General features: G+C 70.4%; 23 protein-coding genes. 10 read left to right on the plus strand and 13 right to left on the minus strand.

The annotated features are described in order from the left end of the window. Positions 1–8: 8 nt before the first annotated feature. The gene (locus tag ACQPYZ_RS35370) at positions 9–1,832 is read right to left on the minus strand and encodes a histidinol-phosphatase (RefSeq protein ID WP_433163701.1); all 1,824 of its coding nucleotides are present in this window, start codon (positions 1,830–1,832) and stop codon (positions 9–11) included. 409 nt (positions 1,833–2,241) lie between these two features. On the opposite strand from ACQPYZ_RS35370, the gene ACQPYZ_RS35375 reads away from it, so the two are divergent. After that, complete coding sequence (locus tag ACQPYZ_RS35375; RefSeq protein ID WP_433163703.1) at positions 2,242–2,643, plus strand: M23 family metallopeptidase; 402 nt, start codon at positions 2,242–2,244, stop codon at positions 2,641–2,643. Here ACQPYZ_RS35375 and ACQPYZ_RS35380 read toward each other — a convergent pair. From ACQPYZ_RS35380 to ACQPYZ_RS35405, 6 genes are all read right to left on the minus strand, one after another. Continuing rightward, entirely contained in the window at positions 2,591–3,178 is a 588-nt protein-coding gene (locus tag ACQPYZ_RS35380; protein WP_433163705.1) for a hypothetical protein, read from the minus strand. The two genes, ACQPYZ_RS35375 and ACQPYZ_RS35380, sit on opposite strands and share 53 nt — an antisense overlap. A 61-nt stretch (positions 3,179–3,239) precedes the next feature. Beyond that, positions 3,240–3,893 carry a response regulator gene (locus tag ACQPYZ_RS35385; RefSeq protein WP_433163707.1) on the minus strand — a complete coding sequence of 218 codons (654 nt, stop codon included), beginning with the start codon at positions 3,891–3,893 and terminating at the stop codon, positions 3,240–3,242. Beyond that, positions 3,890–4,984 (minus strand): sensor histidine kinase, encoded by a 1,095-nt coding sequence (locus ACQPYZ_RS35390; protein ID WP_433163708.1) that lies wholly within the window; start codon positions 4,982–4,984, stop codon positions 3,890–3,892. The genes ACQPYZ_RS35385 and ACQPYZ_RS35390 overlap by 4 nt, the downstream gene beginning before the upstream one ends. A gap of 178 nt (positions 4,985–5,162) precedes the next feature. Then, positions 5,163–5,516 (minus strand): YciI family protein, encoded by a 354-nt coding sequence (locus tag ACQPYZ_RS35395; RefSeq protein WP_433163710.1) that lies wholly within the window; start codon positions 5,514–5,516, stop codon positions 5,163–5,165. Then, positions 5,516–5,965, minus strand: a complete 450-nt coding sequence (locus ACQPYZ_RS35400) for a YdeI/OmpD-associated family protein (protein ID WP_433163712.1) — start codon at positions 5,963–5,965, stop codon at positions 5,516–5,518. The genes ACQPYZ_RS35395 and ACQPYZ_RS35400 overlap by 1 nt, the downstream gene beginning before the upstream one ends. Beyond that, positions 5,962–6,594, minus strand: a complete 633-nt coding sequence (locus ACQPYZ_RS35405; protein WP_433163714.1) for a DUF998 domain-containing protein — start codon at positions 6,592–6,594, stop codon at positions 5,962–5,964. The genes ACQPYZ_RS35400 and ACQPYZ_RS35405 overlap by 4 nt, the downstream gene beginning before the upstream one ends. 58 nt (positions 6,595–6,652) lie before the next feature. Here ACQPYZ_RS35405 and ACQPYZ_RS35410 point away from each other — a divergent pair, with 58 nt between their 5' ends. Both ACQPYZ_RS35410 and ACQPYZ_RS35415 read left to right on the plus strand, forming a co-directional pair. Beyond that, the gene (locus tag ACQPYZ_RS35410) at positions 6,653–9,292 is read left to right on the plus strand and encodes an alpha/beta fold hydrolase (protein ID WP_433163716.1); all 2,640 of its coding nucleotides are present in this window, start codon (positions 6,653–6,655) and stop codon (positions 9,290–9,292) included. Between the two features lie 66 nt (positions 9,293–9,358). Next, the gene (locus tag ACQPYZ_RS35415; protein WP_433163718.1) at positions 9,359–9,724 is read left to right on the plus strand and encodes a VOC family protein; all 366 of its coding nucleotides are present in this window, start codon (positions 9,359–9,361) and stop codon (positions 9,722–9,724) included. Positions 9,725–9,955: 231 nt separating this feature from the next. On the opposite strand, the gene ACQPYZ_RS35420 is transcribed toward ACQPYZ_RS35415, so the two are convergent. Both ACQPYZ_RS35420 and ACQPYZ_RS35425 read right to left on the minus strand, forming a co-directional pair. After that, on the minus strand, positions 9,956–10,186 hold the full coding sequence (locus ACQPYZ_RS35420; protein WP_184800512.1) for a hypothetical protein: 231 nt from the start codon (positions 10,184–10,186) through the stop codon (positions 9,956–9,958). 212 nt (positions 10,187–10,398) lie between these two features. Beyond that, complete coding sequence (locus ACQPYZ_RS35425; RefSeq protein WP_433163720.1) at positions 10,399–11,169, minus strand: SDR family NAD(P)-dependent oxidoreductase; 771 nt, start codon at positions 11,167–11,169, stop codon at positions 10,399–10,401. A gap of 95 nt (positions 11,170–11,264) precedes the next feature. Between ACQPYZ_RS35425 and ACQPYZ_RS35430 the strand changes: the two genes are divergently transcribed. Both ACQPYZ_RS35430 and ACQPYZ_RS35435 read left to right on the plus strand, forming a co-directional pair. After that, entirely contained in the window at positions 11,265–11,846 is a 582-nt protein-coding gene (locus ACQPYZ_RS35430) for a MarR family transcriptional regulator (RefSeq protein ID WP_433163722.1), read from the plus strand. Between the two features lie 72 nt (positions 11,847–11,918). Next, positions 11,919–12,284 (plus strand): VOC family protein, encoded by a 366-nt coding sequence (locus tag ACQPYZ_RS35435; RefSeq protein WP_433163723.1) that lies wholly within the window; start codon positions 11,919–11,921, stop codon positions 12,282–12,284. Here the strand turns inward: ACQPYZ_RS35435 and ACQPYZ_RS35440 are convergent. Together ACQPYZ_RS35440 and ACQPYZ_RS35445 are read right to left on the minus strand one after the other, a co-directional pair. Then, a complete protein-coding gene (locus ACQPYZ_RS35440) occupies positions 12,271–13,053 on the minus strand; it encodes a DUF3152 domain-containing protein (protein WP_433163725.1) in 783 nt (260 codons plus the stop codon). The two genes, ACQPYZ_RS35435 and ACQPYZ_RS35440, sit on opposite strands and share 14 nt — an antisense overlap. A gap of 118 nt (positions 13,054–13,171) precedes the next feature. Beyond that, a complete protein-coding gene (locus tag ACQPYZ_RS35445; protein WP_433163726.1) occupies positions 13,172–13,651 on the minus strand; it encodes a GNAT family N-acetyltransferase in 480 nt (159 codons plus the stop codon). A 52-nt stretch (positions 13,652–13,703) separates the two neighbouring features. Here ACQPYZ_RS35445 and ACQPYZ_RS35450 point away from each other — a divergent pair, with 52 nt between their 5' ends. The 3 genes from ACQPYZ_RS35450 (at position 13,704) to ACQPYZ_RS35460 (ending at position 16,457) form a co-directional block, all read left to right on the plus strand. Next, positions 13,704–15,269, plus strand: coding sequence for an LCP family protein (locus ACQPYZ_RS35450; protein ID WP_433163727.1), 1,566 nt, complete (start codon positions 13,704–13,706; stop codon positions 15,267–15,269). An 82-nt stretch (positions 15,270–15,351) separates the two neighbouring features. Further along, positions 15,352–15,876, plus strand: coding sequence for a helix-turn-helix domain-containing protein (locus tag ACQPYZ_RS35455; protein WP_433163729.1), 525 nt, complete (start codon positions 15,352–15,354; stop codon positions 15,874–15,876). An 8-nt stretch (positions 15,877–15,884) separates the two neighbouring features. Next, on the plus strand, positions 15,885–16,457 hold the full coding sequence (locus ACQPYZ_RS35460) for a PIN domain-containing protein (protein ID WP_433163731.1): 573 nt from the start codon (positions 15,885–15,887) through the stop codon (positions 16,455–16,457). A gap of 10 nt (positions 16,458–16,467) precedes the next feature. Here the strand turns inward: ACQPYZ_RS35460 and ACQPYZ_RS35465 are convergent, their stop codons facing one another. Together ACQPYZ_RS35465 and ACQPYZ_RS35470 are read right to left on the minus strand one after the other, a co-directional pair. Further along, positions 16,468–17,235, minus strand: coding sequence for an SDR family NAD(P)-dependent oxidoreductase (locus ACQPYZ_RS35465; protein WP_433163733.1), 768 nt, complete (start codon positions 17,233–17,235; stop codon positions 16,468–16,470). Positions 17,236–17,250: 15 nt separating this feature from the next. Continuing rightward, entirely contained in the window at positions 17,251–17,853 is a 603-nt protein-coding gene (locus tag ACQPYZ_RS35470) for a TetR/AcrR family transcriptional regulator (RefSeq protein ID WP_433163735.1), read from the minus strand. A 70-nt stretch (positions 17,854–17,923) separates the two neighbouring features. Between ACQPYZ_RS35470 and ACQPYZ_RS35475 the strand changes: the two genes are divergently transcribed. Then, complete coding sequence (locus ACQPYZ_RS35475) at positions 17,924–18,751, plus strand: Vgb family protein (protein WP_433163737.1); 828 nt, start codon at positions 17,924–17,926, stop codon at positions 18,749–18,751. A gap of 63 nt (positions 18,752–18,814) precedes the next feature. Next, complete coding sequence (locus ACQPYZ_RS35480) at positions 18,815–19,729, plus strand: UbiA prenyltransferase family protein (RefSeq protein ID WP_433163739.1); 915 nt, start codon at positions 18,815–18,817, stop codon at positions 19,727–19,729. Positions 19,730–19,747: the final 18 nt, after the last annotated feature.

Consider the following 19,747-nt stretch of genomic DNA (forward strand, 5'->3'; position numbering starts at 1 on the left):
TCCTTCGGCTACCGGGGCAGGACCCAGATCGGGTTGGTGTAGAACCACAGGTCGACCCACGGGTCCGCGTCGCCGACCACGTCGAGCTGCGGCCCGGCCGGGTCGATCGCGGCGCCGTGATAGCCGGGCCGGCTGCGGTTCCCGTCGGTGCCGCGGACGCGGACGTAGAACGGCGCCTCCGCCCGTCCCAGCGGGTACACCAGCTCGAACGTGCCGCGCTTGCCCGACGTGTCCCACTGCCGGACGACCTTGGTCTTCGGCGCGGTGAACGTGTCGCGGTCGGTGACCGGCCCGGTGACGGCGCCCTGGATGACGTCGACCCGGTTGAGCGCCGGGACGAAGTTCGCCCAGTTCGGCATCGTCTGCGCGGTGATCCGGACGACCAGCTCGAGCGCCCGGCCCTTGCGCGTGATCAGGGCCCCGCCAAGTGGTTCGCCAGACCGTTTGCCGACCTCACGGACCTCGACCTCGACGCCCTTGACCAGCGCGCCGTGGTCGACCCAGACGCGGCCGTTGCGCAGCCCCTCCATCACCGCGAGGTAGTCGCGCCGGTCCGCGCCGACGTGCGTGCGGCTGTAGAACCCGGGCCAGAAGTCGCCCGCGGTCCGGTTGACAGTGTTGCCGTACACCGGGTCCATGTACCGGCCGTCGCGGTCGAACTGCGCCTGGCTCGAGCCGTCGGGGCGGCGGGCGGTCTCGTTCCAGTTCACGTGCGAGTCGGAGTTCGCGCTGATCCACCACGGCTTGCCCTCGGCGAGCAGGCTGTCCCACAGACCGCCGACGGTCGCCGTCATCCAGTCGAACCCGCCCCAGGTCCGGTAGCTCTCGGCCGGGTAGCCGGGGAACGAGTTCGGGTTCGGCGAGTTGCCGTAGAAGCCGCGGGCGCTCGCGCCGCCGATCCCCTCCGGCAGGCCGGCCGCCTGGTGCCCCGGCGCGCCCTCGAAGCCGACCGCGATCCGCGGGTCCGCGTCCCGCCAGTTGCGGATCTCGTGCGGGCTGTCGATGCCGTTGCGGGCCGGGTGGTTGGCCAGGAACAGCGCGTCCGCGACCCGGCGGCGGTCCACCTGCTGACCGAGCCACTGGATGCCGGACACCGCGAGCGCCTCGTTGGCCGGCGTGTTCGCCCCGGCGCCGCGCACGCTGCCGTCGTACGAGTTCTCGAACTGCTTGAGTACGTCGACCTCGCGGCTGCCCGGGGCGACGAAGACCGTGCCGTGCTCGGCGGCCGGGATGTTCCACTCCAGGCCCTGGAAGATCAGCGTGTTCCGCAGCTCCGAGCGGGCCGCCTTGATCTGCGGGTTGACCAGGTCGACGCCGATCCGCGCGTGCGTCGCGCCGCCGTGGTCGGTGATGACGAGCCAGTCCAGCCCGTACGCCGCCGCGTGCCGGGCCTGGTCGATCACCCGGTACAGGCCGTCGGAGCTCAGCTGGGTGTGGATGTGGTGGTCACCGGCCAGCCAGACGTTCGGGCGGCCGCCCGGCTTGAAGATCCAGCCGTCCCGGTCTGCGGACGTGGCCGCGGCCACCTGCGCCCCGGTGACCGCGAGCGCCGCCGTACCGCCGAGGATCCCGGCCGACCGCAGCAGCGCCCGCCGCGACACCTCACTCGGCGACAGGTCACTGTCCGGCACCGACTCGTCCAACGCCACCAACGTCGCCGAGTCCAGTTCGGTGTTCGGATGATGGTGATCGTGCCCGTGCCCGTGATCGTGCGCGTGGCTGTGTCCGTGGTCGTGGCTGTGACCGTGATCGTGGCTGTGCGCGTGGTCGATCCCGTGTGCCGGGGCCCGGCCGTGGTCGTGCGGGTGCGCGTGGTCGTGCGAGTGCCCCATCAGCTGTCCTCTCGGAGGCGGAATCCGCCGCGATCATCACCCCTCCCCATGACCACCACCTGACACCCCGGTGAACACCCGCGGTGGACAATCCGGCGCTCCACCACTTCAATAACCCGGGATGACGACTCGCCGAGCGAGGCTCCGAGCGGCCGCGGCGACTGTGTTCGCGGCCGGTGGTCTGATCGCGCTGCCGGCCTGCGGCGACACAGCGTCCGAGAGCCCCGCGCCGGCACCACCTCCGAGCAGTTCTCCACCCCGTACGACGCCGTTGCCAGCAGCAAGGGTTAGCTACGTGTTTCCGGTGGGTGGGTGTGTGGGGGCTGCTTCGGAGAGTCATCATGATTATCCGGCGTCGGACATCTTTGCGGGGAAGGGGTGCCGGTTCGTCGCGCCGGTGGCGGGGCGGGTGGACGAGGTGGTTCGGGTGGATGCGTGGGAGCCGGGAAGCAACGTCGGGCGGGACCGGGGTGGGTTGTCGGTGTCGGTGGTCGGGATCGACGGTGTTCGGTACTACGGGTCGCACCTGGCGGCGATCGCGGCCGGGATCAGACCGGGAGTGCAGGTCCGCGGCGGGCAGACGCTCGGGTTGATCGGGAACACCGGAAGCGCCCGCCCGACGCCGCCTCACCTGCACTTCGGGATCAGTTGGCCGACCCCGCCGGGCAGGTGGTGGATCCGCCGCGGCGCCGTGTCGCCGCAGCCCTATCTCAAGGCGTGGCGAGAAGGCCGGCAACTGTCCCCGGTCGCCGCGGTGGCTAAAGCGCGGCGGGTGTACGGCGTCGATCGCGGCTGCCGGTCGTACTGCTGACGAACGCGAGCCCGAGCAACGCTCCACCGAGCGGCATCAGGTCGAGGTTCGCCGAGATCACCACGAAGCCGGCCAACAGCAGCACCGGCGACCACGCCGGCAGCTGCCGCTCGACCACGAGCAGCACCGCCAGAGTCAGCAGTCCGGCCAGGAACAGCAACGGCCCCACGGTGTACAGCGGCTCGTAGATCCCCAGATCGCCCGGCCACCGCTCGTACAGATCCCCGATCCGCGACTTCTCCGCATGGTTATCAGCCCGGAATCCGACGATCAGATCGACCACGATCACCCGTACGAACGCCGCCACCCCGACCATCCCCACCACGACAGCCGCCGTACCCACAGCCCGCCGCCGAGTCAGCACCTGCCGAGCCCGCACGAGCAGTACGCCGTACAACACGAACCCCACGAGAATCAACAGATGCCCCACCGTCCAAGCCACCCCCGGCCCGTGCTGCCCATCAACCCCGTCCGCCAGCCGAACAATGCCATAAGCAACCAACAACCCCGCCGCAACCAAACCAATCGTCTTCATCCCCCGATCCTCACCACCCCGCCCCGCCCGAACATCACCGCCTAGAGCGAGATTTCTCGACCTACTGGTTCGTGGGGGTGATGAGGCCGGATTCGTAGGCGGTGATGACGGCTTGGGCTCGGTCGCGGAGGTTGAGTTTGGTGAGGGTGTTGCTGACGTGGGTTTTGACGGTGTGTTCGCTGACGGTCAGGGCGGCGGCGATCTCGGCGTTGGTGAGGCCGCGGGCGAGCAGGACGAGGGTTTCGCGTTCGCGGGCGGTGAGTACGTCGAGGGCGGCGGGCGGGCCGGATCGCGGGCGGTTGCGGGTGAGGTCGGCGATCAGCCGGCGGGTGACGCTCGGGGCGAGCAACGAGTCGCCGGCGACCACGACCCGGACGGCGTGCACGAGGTCGTCCCGGCGGACGTCCTTCAGCAGGAACCCGCTCGCGCCGGCGTACAGGGCGTCGTACACATAGTCGTCGGAGTCGAAGGTCGTCAGCATCACCACCTTCGTCGCAGTGCTCGCGCAGATCGTCCGCGCGGCCGCGAGACCGTCGACGCGCGGCATGCGTACGTCGAGCAACGCGACGTCCGGCGCCAGCGAGCGGACCAGCGCGACCGCCTCCGCGCCGTCGGCCGCCTCGCCGACGACCTCGATGTCGGGCTGCGCGTCGAGGATCATCGCGAACCCGCTGCGGACCAGTTCCTGGTCGTCGGCCAGCACCACGCGGATCATGAAACCCCTTCTGGACAAGGAAGTCTGGCCCGTACCTCGAACCCACCACCCGGCAGCGGCCCGGCCGTCGCCACACCACCGCACGCGGCCGCCCGCTCGCGGATCCCGACCAACCCGTGCCCACCACTCGCCGGCGGACCTCCGACTCCGTTGTCGGTGACAACCAATTCGACCGCATCCGCGGACCAGTCGAGCCGTACGGCGACCCGCGTCGCGCCGGCGTGCTTGACCGTGTTCGTCAGCGCCTCCTGGACGATCCGGTAGACCGCGACCTCCGTGTCCGCCGGCAACGGCCGCCGTACGCCGCTCTCCTCGAAAGACGTCCCGCGCACGAGCGCCGGCAGGTCGGCCAGCGTCGGCTGCGGTGCCCGGTCCTCGCCGGCCTTCAGTACGCCGAGCAGCCGCCGCAACTGCACCATCGCGTCCCGGCCCGCGTCGGCGATCGCGTCGAAGGCCCGTTCGGCCCGGTCCGGATCGGTGCGTACGACGACCGGCCCGGCCTCGGCCTGGACGACCATCAGGCTGACCGCGTGCGCGAGGATGTCGTGCATGTCGCGGGCGACCCGGGCACGCTCCTCCGCGGCCGCGCGGGCAGCCTCGGCGACTCGTTCGCGCTCCAACTGGTCCGCACGTTCCCGCAGGACCGCGGCGTGCTCGCGGTGGCTGCGTTCCAGCGACCCGAGCAGCCAGGCGGCGACCGGGAGCAGGAACGTGAACATGAACTCGTCCAGGTCGTTGTCCTTCAGCAGCAACGACGCCGGCGGGAACGTCACCAGGATGACGACCAGCACCCCGATCCGCTGCCACCGCTTCCGGCCGAGACCGGCCAGCGTGTAGATCGCGACCAGGCCGCCGTACTGCAGGTTCTGCCCGGGGTGGTGGTGCAGCGAGACCAGGGTCGCGGCCGTGCCGACAACGACCATCACCCCGAACGGCCACCGCCGACGCCAGAGCAGCGGCACGACCGTCCCCAGGTTGAATAGCACCCCCAGCCAGGTGACCGACCCCGGCGCCGGGTCGATGAACGGCACCGAGGTCGCGATCGCCACCGCGAGCACGACCGCGCCGTCCACCACCCGCGGAGCCACCATCTGCCCAGTCTGACCCAGCCGCCCACCCCGAACCTCACTCCCACGACGGAGGCCGGCGAGCGACCTCCGTCGTCCGAGCGAGCAGCCGGCGCGACTACGCGGACCCGAACGAGCAGCCGGCGCGACTACGCGGACCCGAACGAGCACCCGGGCTACTGCGAGGACCCGAGCGGCCGAGCTACTGCTCGGGCCCGAAGATCTGGCGGATTTCGGACTCGCCCTCCCAGCCGGGCCAGGCCCGGCGGTGGAGGTCCATGAATCGCTTGGTCCAGTGGATGACCTCGTCGCGGGAGGCGTCGTACACGGCATATGCACCGAGGGGGTTCGGGTCCTCGAACGGGCCGTCGGCGACGGTCAGCCGGCCGGCGGAGACGCCGACGCGGGTGGCGGTCGCGATCGGGAGCAGGCCGGCCGAGTCGACGAGGACTCCGCTGCGGGCGGCCTCCGCACCGAGCGCGGCCATGCCTTCGTGCAGCTCGGGCGGCGGGAAGCCGTGGGCCTCCGACGTCCGCAGGACGGCGATGAAGCGCATCAGCGGGCCCGCCCTTCGCGCAGCATCCCGATCGACTTCTCGATCCGGCGGGTCCTGGTCTCGTCGGTCTTCGCCGACGTCACCTGCAGCACGTGCCACTGCTGCTTGCTGTAGCTCAGCGTCTCCCAGAACTCCTGGGCCTTGGCGTCCGCCGCCAGCGCCGCGGCCAGCTCCTCGGGTACGTCGACCTCGCGCGGAGCGGTGTCGAGCTCGACGTCGACCTCCAGCACGTCCCCGGCCGAGACGCCCGCCTCGGTACGACGCTCCGCGCTGACGCCGAGCAGGTACCGGCCGCCCATCCGGGCGATCGAGGTCCGGAACGTGTACCCCTGGACGGTCACCTTGACCTTCGGGTGCGCGCCTCCGCCGAGTGTCTCCACCACCTCGGCGGGGACCTCGAAGCCGGCCGTGGTCTTGCCGGTGGACTCGAGCTCGGCCGTGAACTTCATCGGAGACTCCCCTCTGCGCGGGCGCGCAGCATCAGCATGGTGATCCAGGTCCAACCCAGGATGACAGCGACCGTGAACCCGAGGTTGACGACGGCGGTGCCGCTGCCGGCGCCGAGGCCGACCAGGGCGAGGAAGTAGACGATCCCGGTCACCAGCGAGAACCGGGACCAGCCGGTCGAGCGCCGCCGGCCGAACCACCGGCTGAGCACGAAGCACGCGACGATCAGCCCGATGAATCCGACGGACCCGGCGATGACATGGCCGAACCCGTGCCAGCTGATCGTCTCCGGCAGCTCGTCCGGCGTGCCCGGCGGGAAGCCGAGCGCCGGATCGGCACGCATCAACCCGGCCGCGGCGACACCGGCGCCGTACACGAGCAGCCCGCCGACCGCCCAGCGCGACCGCTGACCGGGCGGGAAGGACCGGCTCAGGCCGATCGCGCCGGCGACGGCGAGCAGGCCGGTGCCGACGAGCATGGCCGAGTGGATCCAGCCGTTCGTCCCGTTGGCGAGCAGGCTCAGGGAGTGCTTGCGGATGTCGAATCCGTCGCGGACGATCGCCTCGACCGTGCCGATTCCGACGTACAGGGGTCCGGCGAGGGCGCCGGCGAGGAGCAGTGGTCGTGTCATGCGGTTCAGCCTGGGCCGAACACCTTCAGAAAGACTTTTGAAGTCCTAGGCTGCGCGCATGCGATTCGGTGTGTTGGGGCCGGTGACCGCGTGGACCGACGACGGCCGGGCTGTGCGGATCCCCGACCGTAAGGTCCGGGCCCTGCTGGCGGACCTCCTGCTGCACGCGGGCCGTCCGGTCGCGGCGTCCGCGATCATCGACGACCTCTGGGGCGACGAGCTGCCCGTCAACCCGACCGCGACGCTGCAGACGAGGGTCTCGCAGCTGCGCAAGGCACTCGACGACGCCGAGTCGGGCGCCCGGGACCTCGTCCGGACGACGCCGGCCGGTTACCTGATCAGCGTCGCCGCGGAGGCGGTCGACTCGGGCCGTTTCCGCTCACTCGCCGCCCGGGCCCGGCAGACCGGCAGCGCCCGCATGCGGGCCGCGACCCTGGCCGACGCGCTCACGCTCTGGCGAGGTCCGGCGTACGCCGATGTCGCGCAGGACGCGTTCGCGCGGGCGACGATCGACCGGCTCGACGAGGAACGGCTGGCGGTGCAGGAGGCGTACGCTGAGGCGCGGCTGGTGCTCGGTGAGTACGACGAACTGGTCGCCGAACTGACCGAACTTGTCGCGCGGAACCCGTTACGTCAACGGCTGCGCGCCGTACAGCTGAAGGCCCTGTACCACGCGGGTCGTCAGGCGGACGCGTTGGCGAGCTATGCCGACCTTCGGCAACGGCTGGCCGACGAGCTCGGGCTCGATCCCGGACCGGAGCTGGTCGCGCTCCACCAGGAGATCCTCACCAAGGAGCCGGCGGCCCGCGAGCCGGTGCGGACCAATCTGCCCGCCGAGGTCGAGCTGATCGGCCGGGAGGCCGCAGTCGACGAGGTGGTCGGATTGCTGACGACGGCGCGGCTGGTGACCTTGACTGGTGCCGGTGGCGTCGGGAAGACCAGCCTGGCGTTGACCGCCGCTCGCCGTACTGGCGACGAGGCTTACCTGGTCGAGCTCGCCGCGCTGGCCCCGGGCGCCGAAGCCACCGACGTCGCGGCGTTGGTCGAGACCACGAGTGGCCTGCTGGTCCTGGACAACTGTGAGCATGTGATCGACGCGGCCGCTGAGGTTGCCGTGCGACTGCTGCGCGAGTCCCCAGACCTGCGGATTTTGGCGACGAGCCGGGAGCCGCTCGCGGTCGCCGGTGAGCATCGCCGGCCTGTGCCGCCGCTCGACCTGCCGTCAGCCGAGGCGGATGCGGCCGCGAGTCCGGCGGTTCAGCTCTTCGTCACACGGGCATCGGCGGCGGATCCGCGGTTCCAGCTGACCGCCGACAACACTGCGGCGGTGGTCGCGCTGTGCCGCCGGCTCGACGGCCTTCCGCTCGCTCTGGAACTGGCCGCGAGCCGTGTTTCCGCGATGGACGTCCGCGACCTGGCCGAGCGCTTCGACGACCGCTATCGCGGCCGGGGGCTGCCCGATCGGCAGCAGACCCTGTCGGCCATGGTCGAGTGGAGCTGGGACCTGCTCAACGAACCTGAACGAGCGGTGCTCAGACGGCTCGCACCCCATCCCGGCGGCTGCACGCTGGCCGCGGCCGAGGCGGTGTGTGCGGGCGACGACGTACCCGTGGCCGAGGTCGCCGAACTGCTGAGTCACCTGGTCGATCGGTCACTCGTCGTCCGCGTCGACGGCACGTCCGGCTCGCGATACCGCCTGCTGGAGACCGTACGGGCGTTCTGCCTGCAACGGCTCGCGGAAGCGGACGAGGTCGAGACCACCCGCAGACGGTACGAGCGCTACTTCGAAGGACTCGCCGCCCATACCGAGCCCCGGTTGTACGGGCACAGCGACCTGTTCGCCTACCTCGGCGGCCTGTACGGCGACGCCACGCCGCGCGCCTCCGGGCCGCCGGCGATGTTGCCGAAGACAACGACTGTCACATCCGCCGATGGCACCCCGATCGTGCTGGAGCGGTACGGCGACGGCGGCCCGGCGATCGTGCTCGTCGGCGGAGCACTGAACGACCGGCGGACCTTCGTCCCCCTGGCCAAGCGGCTCGCCGGCCAGTTCACCGTGGTCACCTACGACCGGCGTGGTCGCGGCGACAGCGGCGAGGTGCTGCCGTGGGCAGTCGAGCGGGAGATCGAGGACTTGGCCGCGGTGGTCGACGCCGCCGGCGGGACGGCGTACGCGCTCGGTGTCTCGTCCGGTGCGGTGTTCGCGGCCGAGGCGGCGGCGCACGGCGTACCGATTCTCGGGCTGGTGCTGATCGAACCGCCGTTCATCATCGACGACACCCGGCCGCGGCTCGGGCCCGACTTCCCGGCCCGGCTGCGCGAGCTCGTGGAGCAGGATCGGTACGGCGACGCGGTCGAGCTGTTCCTCGTGCATGCCGTGGAGATGCCGGCCGAGGTACTCGCGCCGATGCGCTCGGCACCGCTCTGGAAGGACCTGGAAGCGCTCGCGCCGACGTTGGCGTACGACGTCCTGGTGATGGGCGACTTCACGATCCCGGACCACTGGGCGACCGCGATCACCGTGCCGACGCTGGTGATCGACGGCGGCGAGAGCCGGGACTGGCGCCGCAACACCGCGCAGGTGGTCGCGGACCTGCTCCCGGAGGGTTCGCGGCTGACCATGGACGGTCATCCGCACGACGTCGAGCCCGACGTCCTCGGCCCGATCGTGGAACGGTTCGTCGCCGTGTCGAGCTGACGGCGGCGGCTCCGACGTACCGGACGGGTGAGCTGATCGGCAGCTCTCCGGACGAAGGATCGACGCATGGGACAGCCCGTTCTGAACAGCATGTTGCTCGGCAGCACCGACGCGGAGCGGCTGAAGGCCTGGTACCGCGAGGGTTTCCGGGCCGAGGTCGACGGCTACGGCAACCTGGACCTCGGCGGCTTCGGCCTGGTGATCGAGCAGCGCGACGACGTCGCCGCCAAGGCCGCCGAACCCGGCCGGTTCATCGTAAACTTCGCGGTCGACGACATCGAGGCGGCGGCCGCCCACCTGCGCGCCCTCGACGTCGAGTGGCTGGTGCACCCGGAGGACCGCGGGATCGGGTGGTTCGCCACCCTGGTCGACCCGGACGGCAACTACGTCCAGCTCATCCAGATGAAGCCGGAGTACTACGCGAACCGCTGAGCCCACGACAACGTCCGCACCGGCCTTGGGGAACCGGTGCGGACGGGGTCAACTGTTGTCAGGCGCATTTGTCTGTCGGGAAGAACGGCGGCAAGCGGGGGGCAGAGCGCCAGCGCCCGCTTGCCGCCCAACGGCATCGTCGGTTGATCGAGGTGAGGTGCTCGACCGGGTCGCGTGTCCGGGTGGGTTGTCTGGTGAGAAACGGAAACGCGTGATGATGCCGGGTGCTTCTCAGCGGGGTGCTACGTCCCACATGCGCTCGCCGGGCAGGGGGTCGGGGAGCCGGTCGACGGCGGGCATCGGGTCGTTGGTGACCCGAAGACCGGCGAACCGACGGCTCATGGCGTGTGCGTACCGCTCGGCCAACGCCGGCTCGGCGTTGTAGTCGGCGATCACGTGCTCACCGAACCAGACACGGACGCGTCGGCGCTCAGCGGTCTGGGTGGCGGTGGCGGTTGTCACTGGTCCTCCTGGCTGTTGCTCGAGGTGTGGTCGGCCTGGGAACGCGGAGCGAGCGCGGTGCCGGTGCGCCGTGTGTTCACCGTCACGTCAGATCCAACGGAGGACGCCGACCCGAAGTCACGCCTCGATCAGAATTCGGAACGGTTTTTCGAGACCAGCCAGGGCCGATTTCTTCGATCCTTTGTTCGATTGTTTCTGCAGCTGAACGGTTCTCAGCCGAAAGGCCCTCTGGTCGAGACGCCGCCGTCGACGACGAGCTGCTGGCCGGCGACGTAGCCGGACGCGTCCGAGGCGAGGTAGATGACCGCCTCGGCCATCTCCTCCGACCGGCCGAGCCGGCCGACCGGGATCTCGTCCACCCATTCGCCCGCGGTGTCCGTGTGCTCGTTCGCCACCGCGGTCGCGATCGCACCACCGGCCGCGACGTTCATCCGGATCCCGTCGGCGGCGTACTCGGCCGACACCGTCCGGGCCAGGCTGACCAGGCCGGCCTTCATCACGCCGTACGCCGCCTGCTTCGGCGCGGCCATCAGGCCGGTCACCGAGCCGACGCTGACGATCGTGCCGCCGGACCCCTGGTCGAGGAAGACCCGCACGGCCGCGCGGACCGCGCGCATCACGTACCGGAGGTTGACCTCGTAGATCGTGTCCCAGTCCTCGTCGGTCATCTCGTGCAGCTTGACCGCGGGCACGAACGCCACCTGCCCGCCGACGACGGTGACGAGCACGTCCAGCCCGCCCAACTGCTCGACCGCACTGTCGACCATGGCCTCGATGTCGGCGGGCGCCCGCACGTCGCCGGACACCGGGTACGCCGTACCGCCGGCGAGCCGGACCGCCTCGGCCGCTTCGGCTGCCCGCTCGGCGGAGATGTCCGCGATCGTGACGGCCGCTCCCTCGGCCCCGAACGCGTTGGTGACGGCGCGCCCGATCCCGGCGCCCCCTCCCCCGATGACGAGTGCACGCTTACCGGTGAGTCGCATGTCCGCGACCATAGATGATCACGGCAACGACATTCACAGGGTTTCCTCAGGAACGACACGCCGAGCTGTCAGAACGACTCCGTACGCTGGACGACGTGACCATCGAAGACGCTGGAACGAAGTCCCTGGCGGTGCCGGAACTGGTGGCCGGTGGGGTCGTGGAGGCACCCGAGCGGGTCCAACCGAACGGCTTGGCCGCCGTTCAGACTGAGCAGTTGATCGGTGATGTCGGGGACGCTCTCCGGTTGCTCGACGCGGTCGAACGCGTGCGTGGCCACGCCCATCCACTCGTCCTCGGTCTCCAGGACGCGGTCGGGATGAAGATGCCGGCGGCCCTCACCCTGAGCGCGATCGCCAACGGCCGCGCCACCGCCGACGAGGTCGCGGAGCAGGTCGGCACGACCGTGGGTGAGGCCGAGCTGGCGATCGCCGAGCTCGAGGCGCTCGGCATGGTCCGGACCGGACCGCGCCTGGCCGTCACCTCGCTGGGCCAGGCCCGCCTCTCCCAGCTCGACGCGCTCACCGTCCGTGTCCTCGACGTGGTCACCGGCATCCTCGGCCCGACCGACGCCGCCCACCTGATCCGCCTGCTGCACACCGTGGCCGACGGTCTGGAGTCCGCGGCCGGCTCGTCCGCGGTCACGCAGGCGCTCCCGCAGGTCGCGCTGCACAACTGACCACTCGGTGTCGAGGTCGCCCGGCCGGCACCGACGTACCTGGTGAAAGCACCCCAACCAGGGAGGTACGTGATGTTCAAGGACACGAAGGCGTACAGCGGCTTCTCGGTCGACGACACCGGCGTGGCCAAGGAGTTCTACGGCAGCACGCTCGGGCTCGACGTGACCGAGGACCACGGGATGCTGCAGCTGAACCTCGCCGGCGGCGCGCAGGTCCTGGTCTATCCGAAGGACAACCACGTCCCGGCCGAGTTCACCGTGCTGAACTTCCCGGTCGACGACATCACCGCGACCGCCCGCGAGTTGGCCGGCCGCGGCATCACCTTCGAGCGGTACGACGACAAGCACGACGCGGACGGCGTCCACCGCGGCGACGGCCCGCCGATCGCCTGGTTCAAGGACCCGGCGGGCAACGTGCTGTCGATCATCGAGGAATAGGGTCGTCGTACTGACCCGGCCGGCCCTGGTAGCGGACCCCGTCACGGTAGGGCCAGGAGTACGGCGTACAACCGTGCATCCCCAGCGTCTGCTGCTGCATGACCGGCGCCGGCCGGCCGCGCCCCGGGCACAGCTCGTGGCCGCGGCCGAGCCGGTGACCGGTCTCGTGGTTGATCATGTACTGCCGGTACGCCGACAGCGAGGCGCCGTACTGCGGTACGCCGTGCACCCAGCGCGCCACGTTGAGGACGACGCGATCGCCGATCCGGCAACTGGTGTAGCGGTCGTACCCGTCGCGGCAGACGGCGTCCCGCGTCGCCGGAGTCACGAGCATCACGGTGAAGTCGGCGTCCTCCCCCGGACCGACCTGACGGAAGCGGAACTTCCCGCCGGACGCCCACCCCTGCGGAGCGCCGTACGTCGCCCGGACGAACTGCGCGAGCGCGGTCCGGTCGATCCCGTTGATCCCGCCCTCGATCGCGAGCTGGTACGTGTACAGCCGTCCGGAGCGGCCGATGACGGCTGGGTTCCCGGGCAGGACGCCGTACGAGCCGGTGCCGCGCGCGGGATAGGTGATCGCGGGCCGAGAGCGCGCGGGCGCCGAAGCCGACCGGTCCCCCGGCTCCACCGGCCTGACCGGCACCTCGGCGTCTGGCTCCACGACGTCGGCGGCCGGGCGGGCCGGGTAGCCGTGGCCGCCCGACGGGCCGGCGGGTAACTGGTACAGCCCCGCGACCGCGACCACCACCACGGCCGCCGACCCGGTCATCCTGACGACACTCCAACGGCGCATTCGGCGAGCTCCTCACAGCGCCCCTCTAGGCGCATTCTCACTCTCTTCTTGCCCGTGTGCCCAGGAACGCTTCTCGATCCACGCGCGGAGCGGGTCAGGTGAGGCGCAGCCGCAGCGTCGGGAAGTTCGCCTCGATGAATCCGAGGGCGCGGTAGAGGTCGATCCCGTCCTGCGTGGCATGCAGCTCAATCAGGCCGACAGCGGTCTCGTCGCGGAACCAGTCGAGCAGCGCGACCACACAGGACCGCGCGAGGCCGCGCCGGCGGAAGTCCGGCTCGGTGCTGACGTTGTACAGGTGACCACGCACGGTGCTCTGGTCCCGCGGGCCCGGCGGGTGCACGTGGACGGTGCCCACGGCTCCTGCGACCACGCCGACGGCCGGGTCGTCGACGACGTACGCCGCGAAGGTGTCGGGAGACGTGAGTTGCTCGGCGAACCACTGCCGCGCGATCGTCCGCCAAGGAGCGTCGGAGCCGCCGACCTCGGCGCCCATCGCGGCGAGCATCAGGGCGCGGAGCCGCACCAGGGCGTCCGCGTCGTCCGGCTTGGCCCGTCGTACCTGGACTTCGGTCACGACCACAGTCTGGCGAACTTTTTTCCGGGTCAGGGAATCGAAGGAAGTGGACGTGCACCGGGGACGCGTCCACTTCGTCCTGTCGCCGAGTGGGGGGAGCGCCGTGACCCCGAGCAGCAGAGCCCGCCGCGCCCGTTCCGGCCGGGCTCGGCGGTCCAGGCCGAGGCAGCGGTCCGCTGTCGGCGCGCTCGTGCTCGCGGTCCTCGGGGCGCTCGTGCCCGGGACGGCGTACCTGGTCGCGCGCCGGTTCCGGCTCGGCGGCGTGGTGACGGCGCTCAGCCTCGCGGCGTACGGCGTGGCCGCGTACGTCGGCCTGATGCGGCGGGACGACGTGATCGCGTGGGCACTCGACCCGGACCTGCTGCTGTGGATGGTCGGCGGACTGACCGCGGTCGCGCTCTGCTGGGTCGTCGTACTCGTGACGTCGTACAAGATGCTGCGGCCGCTCACGACCCGGCCGGCGTCGCGGCTGTTCGGCGCGGTGGTGATCGGGCTGGTGTGCTTCGCGATGGCGTCGAGTACGGCGCTCGGAACGCAGACGTTGATGGCGCAGCGCAGCCTGGTGCGGAAGGTGTTCTCGGGCGACGAGTCGAAGAGTCAGACGCGGCCGACGGTCGCGAACACCGGGGACGTGTGGGCGCAGTTCCCACGGCTGAACGTGCTGCTGCTCGGCGCGGACGACGGCGAAGGCCGGGACAACACCCGCACCGACACCGTCATGATCGCGAGTATCGACACCAAGACCGGTGACACCGCGCTGATCTCGCTGGCGCGGAACTGGATGCGGATGCCGTTCCCGAAGGACTCGCCGCTGCACGAGCTGTACCCGACCGGCTTCTGGGACCCGGACGGCCCGCCCGAGCAGTCGAGCTTCTACCTGGACGCGATGTACCGGATGGTGCCCGAACTGCATCCCGGCGTCCTCGGGCCGTCCGACAACGAAGGCGCCGACGTCCTCAAACTGGCGGCCGGCGAGGCGCTCGGGCTGAAGCTGCACTACTACGTGCAGATCAACCTGGCCGGGTTCGAGCAGCTGGTCGAGGCGCTCGGCGGGATCACCGTGAACATCAACTACCCGGTCCCGGTCGGCGGCAACGACGACAAGAACATCCCGCCCAACCGCTACCTCGAGCCGGGTCCGAACCGGAAGCTGAACGGCAAGGACGCCCTCTGGTTCGCCCGCGGCCGGTACCGCGTGCCCGGCGCGGACGTCGCCCGCCAGGCCCGCCAGCGCTGCACGATCAAGGCGATCGTCGAACGCGCCACCCCGCAGAACATCCTCGCCAACTACCAGTCGATCGCCGCGGCCGGCGAACAACTCATCCGCACCGACATCCCGGAGAAGCTCCTCCCGCACCTGCTGCCCCTCGGGAAGAAGGTCAAGACCGCCAAGATCACCACCATCGACCTCGACAAGAAACGCAACTACCCCACCGGCCAGAACCCCGACTACGCCGCCATGCGCACCATCATCCGCACCACCCTCAACCCCACCCCCAAACCGCGCCCCACCCCCACCCGCCGCACCCCAACCAAGCCCACCACCAAGCCGCCCACCACCCCACCCCCATCCCCACCCGCCGACCTCACCCAAGACTGCGCCTACAACCCCAGGTAGCCGGCGAGTTGTCGGAAGCCACCGGACCGGCGTACTATTCGAATGTTTCGAAACCACGTTCCTTTCGTTCGTTGGAGGGGTGATGACCGCCGAGGCCCTCGAGCAGCAGACGTACCTGCCGGAGCAGCCGGAGCAGTTGGCCACGGTGGCCAGCTTCCTCGCAGCACACCAGAGTCGACGGGGGACGGCGCCCGAGCCGCGGTACTTCCTGGCCGGCTCACAGGAGGGCGATCAGGTCGAAGTCCCGGAGGCGCTGCACATGGTTCTTCTGCAGGTGGTGGAGGCCTTGAAGGCCGGCCACGCGGTCACGGTCGCCCCGCAGAGCTCGAAGCTGACCACGCAACAGGCGGCCGATCTGCTCGGGGTCAGCCGGCCGACGGTGGTGCGGCTCATCGACCAGGGGGACCTCCCGGCCGAGCGGATCGGCACTCGCCGGAAGGTCCTGTTGCGCGAGCTCCTCGAGTACCGCGATCGGCGACGGCAGCGTCAGTACGACGCCATCGCCGCAACGGGTGTCGACCTCGACGCGGAGGACGATCCGGTCGCCGTACAGGAACAACTGAGAGCGATCCGCAAGGAGCTCGCCGACCGCCGCCGCACCACCTGAGCGCCGGCGTGTTCAGCGCAGTCCTCGACACCTCGGTCCTCTGGCCCAGCACCCAACGCGACTTCCTGCTGTCGCTCGCGGTGGAGAACCTGTACCGGCCCCTGTGGAGCAGCGCAATCCTGGAGGAGTTGCGCTACACCAACGTGCGCAAGCAGTTGGCGCGGTCTGTCCCGACGGCTCAGGCCGAAGCACATTCGGCGCGGCTCATCGAACAGATGCGTACGGCGTTCGACGACGCCGAGGTCACCCACTGGGAGCCGTACGAAGGGACGTTCGGCCTACCCGACTTCGCCGATGAGCACGTCCTGGCTGCGGCACTAGCCGGCGGCGCGGGCGCGATCGTCACCGAGAACCTCAAACACTTCCCACCGACATGCCTGCCCCGCGGCATCCAGGTGCTGGCCGCCCGCGACTTCGCCGCCGATGCTGTCGCGGTTCATCCGCCGCGAGCATTGAAGGCTATTGCCTCGATGTCTGCGCGCCGGCGGTGTCCGCCTGAGTCTGTCGACGATCTTCTGCTCGTGCTGCGTGAGCGGTACGGCATGGAGGAGGCCGTTGGTCTGCTCGAGGATGTTCTGTGAGCGGCGTGGTTCAGGCGTAGCGGATGCCGAGGCCTCCGTCTACGGACCAGTTGGCGCCGGTGACGAAGGCTGCGGCGGGGGAGGCGAGGAAGCAGACGACCTCGGCGACGTTCTCGGGGGTGCCGATGCGGCCGAGGGGATGGACGCCGAGGGCCTTCTCGCGTTCGCCGGGGATGGTGTCGAAGAACTCCTCGAGCAGGTCGGTGCCGATGTAGCCGGGGCTGACCGCGTTCACGCGGACCTGGTGCGGGGCGACGTCAAGGGCGAGGCTGCGGGTCATGCCGACCAGCCCGGACTTGGCCGCGGCGTACGGGAACATGCCGGCCGTGGTCAGGCTCGAGTGGATGGACGCGATGTTCACGATCGAGCCGTGCCGGTTCTCGATCATCGACGGCAGCACCTGCCGGGCCATCAGCCAGGCGCCCTTGAGGTCGACGTCGAAGACGCTGTCCCACTCGGCCACGGTCATCTTCGTCGCGTCGGCGTACGCGTTCTTGCCGGCGTTGTTGACCAGCACCGTAACCGGCGCACCCAGGTCGTCGGTCAGCTTGTCGACGGCCTGGCGGACGGAGGTCTCGTCGGTGATGTCGCCGACCGCGGCCGCGACCTTCGCGCCGGTCTCCTGGAGCTCCGCGGTGGTCGCGGTCAACTGGTCGGCCAGTACGTCGACCAGCGCGACGGCCGCGCCTTCCTCCGCGGCCTTGGCCGCCACCGCCCGCCCGATCCCGCGCGCGGCCCCGGTCACCAGCACGACCTCGTTCGTCAGACGTCCAGTCAACGCAGTCTCCTCAAGCTAGGCGTGAGACGACCCTAATCCCGACCGGGCGGCAACCGCGGCCGCTCTCGCGTAGCGGTCGGCGGCGGCCCGGGACAGTGGCTGCCGGAGGAGGACGAGTTGGTGGTAGAGCGGTGCGGTCGCCGCCACGACGACCTCGTGCGGGTCGACCGATGCGGCCACCTCCCCACGGTCGACGGCCCGCCGTACGACGACCGCCGACCGCCGGTACCGGTCCGCCCAGAACGCGGTCAGCGCCTCGGCGGCCTCCGGCGTACGGAAGGACGCGGCGATCACCGCCCGCGTGACGGACGGTTCCTCGGTCAGCGCCGCATGCACCTCACGGTTCAGCCGGATGAGGTCGCCTTCGAGCGTCCCGGTGTCGGCCGGCTCCCACGCGTCGTCGAGCCCGGCCCGCAACAGGTCGACGAGCAACCCGGCCACAGTCTTCCACCGGCGATAGACGGTAGTCCGGTGTACGCCGGACCGCGCCGCGACCCCGTCGATCGTCAACCCGTCGTACCCGTGCTCGGCCAGCTCGGCCTCGACCGCCCCGAGCACCTCGGCCCGGACCCGAGCAGTCCGCCCACCCGGCCTGCTTGCACGCTGCCCGTCGCTCATGACATCATCTTAACGCAACATCCGTCGCATTAATCAAGACCACGGTGCCACAACCTCGAGGAGGTCAGTCATGGCTGTCACCGAATTCACGGTCGGCGGACCGAACGAAGGTCCGTACGGCGTTGCCGTCGTCGGGGGCGAGGTGTGGACGACGCTCGTTCACGCCGGCGTGGTCGCGCGGCTGTCCGGCGAGCGCATCGACCTGGAGGCTGCGAACGCTCGGCCTTGCGTGATCGTGCCCGGACCGGACGGCGTTCCGTGGTTCACCCGCAGCGGTGACAACCGGGTCGGAACCCCGAAGCAGTCCTTCGAGGTGCCCGGATCGCCGTACGGGATCTGTGCGGGACCCGACGACGCGGTGTGGTTCACGCTGATGGACACCGACCACCTCGGACGGATCACGGTCGACGGCGAGCTGACGACGTACCCGATCGGAACGAGTGGCGCGTTCCCGTCGATGATCACCGCGGCGGACGACCTGTGGTTCACGCTGAACCAGGGCAATGCGATCGGGCGGATGACCACGAGCGGCGAGGTGACGACGTACCCGTTGCCGACCGACGCGGCCGGACCGGTCGGGATCAGCGCGGGCGCCGGCGGTGTGTGGTTCGTGGAGATCCTCGCCGGCCAGGCCGGGCGAATCACGGCCGACGGCACGATCGAGGAGTTCCCGCTGCCGGCCGGGTCGAAGCCGCACGCCGTGGTGGCGACAGACGACGGCGGTTGCTGGATCACCCTTTGGGGTGCCGCCGCCCTCGCCCGGTTGGATGCTGCAGGCAACGTCATCGAGCAGATCGGCCTGGGTACGGGCTCCGAGCCGCACGGTCTGGCGCTCGACACCGACGGCTCGGTCTGGGTCGCGCTCGAGCGGGGTTCCGTTGCTCACATTCAACCGTGAGAGTGAGCGGGTTCACTCTCCGGACGGAGGACCGCGCCCTGCGGACGGGAGCACAGTGGCTGTGTGACCACGACCGTGGGACTTCGGACAGCGGCACCCCGGGTGCGGGACGTGCTCGCGGTCGGCCGGCCGGCGTTCTGGGTGGTGTCGATCGTGCCGTACTACGTCGGCATCCTGCTCGCGACCCGGAGGCTCGTCCCACCGCTCGAGGATTGGCCGCGGCTCATCGTCGGCGCCGTCGTGATGGGCCCGCTGGTCTGGCTCGCGGTGCTGGCGATCAACGACGCGTACGACCTGCCGAGTGACCGCCTCAACCCGCGCAAGTCGAAGTCCCCGCTGCTCGACGGCCGGATCACGTTGCGAGCGGTCAAGCGGATCGCGTTCGCAGCGGCGGTCGCCGCGGTCGGGATCAGCCTGCACGTCGGCGTCGTGTTCGCCCTCGGGGTGCTGCTGGCCGTGCTCCTCGGATACGCCTACAGCGTGCCGCCCGTACGACTGAAGACCCGGGCCGGCTTCGACGTCGCGGTCAACGCGCTCGCCCTCGGAGCCTTCGGACCGCTGGCCGGGTGGGCGGCCGTGAATCCCGACCTCAGCGACTTCCCGTGGCTGATGGGTCTGCAGGGGACGCTGGCCGCGGTCGGGCTGTATCTGCCGACGACCCTCGCCGACCTCGAGGCCGACCGGGCCGCCGGGTACCACACGATCGCGGTCCGGTTCGGCGCGCGGACGACGTACCGGATCGGGTACGGCGCCTGGATCGCGGCGGCGGCATTGTCGGTGCTCCTGGCCGCGACGGACACGATCATCCCGCGCGGGATGCTGGTGCTCGAGGTGGTGATGGTGCCGGTGCTGATCGTCGCCTACCGGCGGCTGATCGGGCCGGGGCAGACGTTCCGCGGCGTGATCGTGCTGGCCTCCCTGTTCCTCTTCCCCTGCGGCACCTTCGCGCTGACGTACACCGGAGTGGTGTCGATCTAACAGCACTGTTACATTAGA

The sequence above is a fragment of the Kribbella sp. CA-247076 genome (assembly GCF_050942445.1).
Classification (GTDB): Bacteria; Actinomycetota; Actinomycetes; order Propionibacteriales; family Kribbellaceae; genus Kribbella.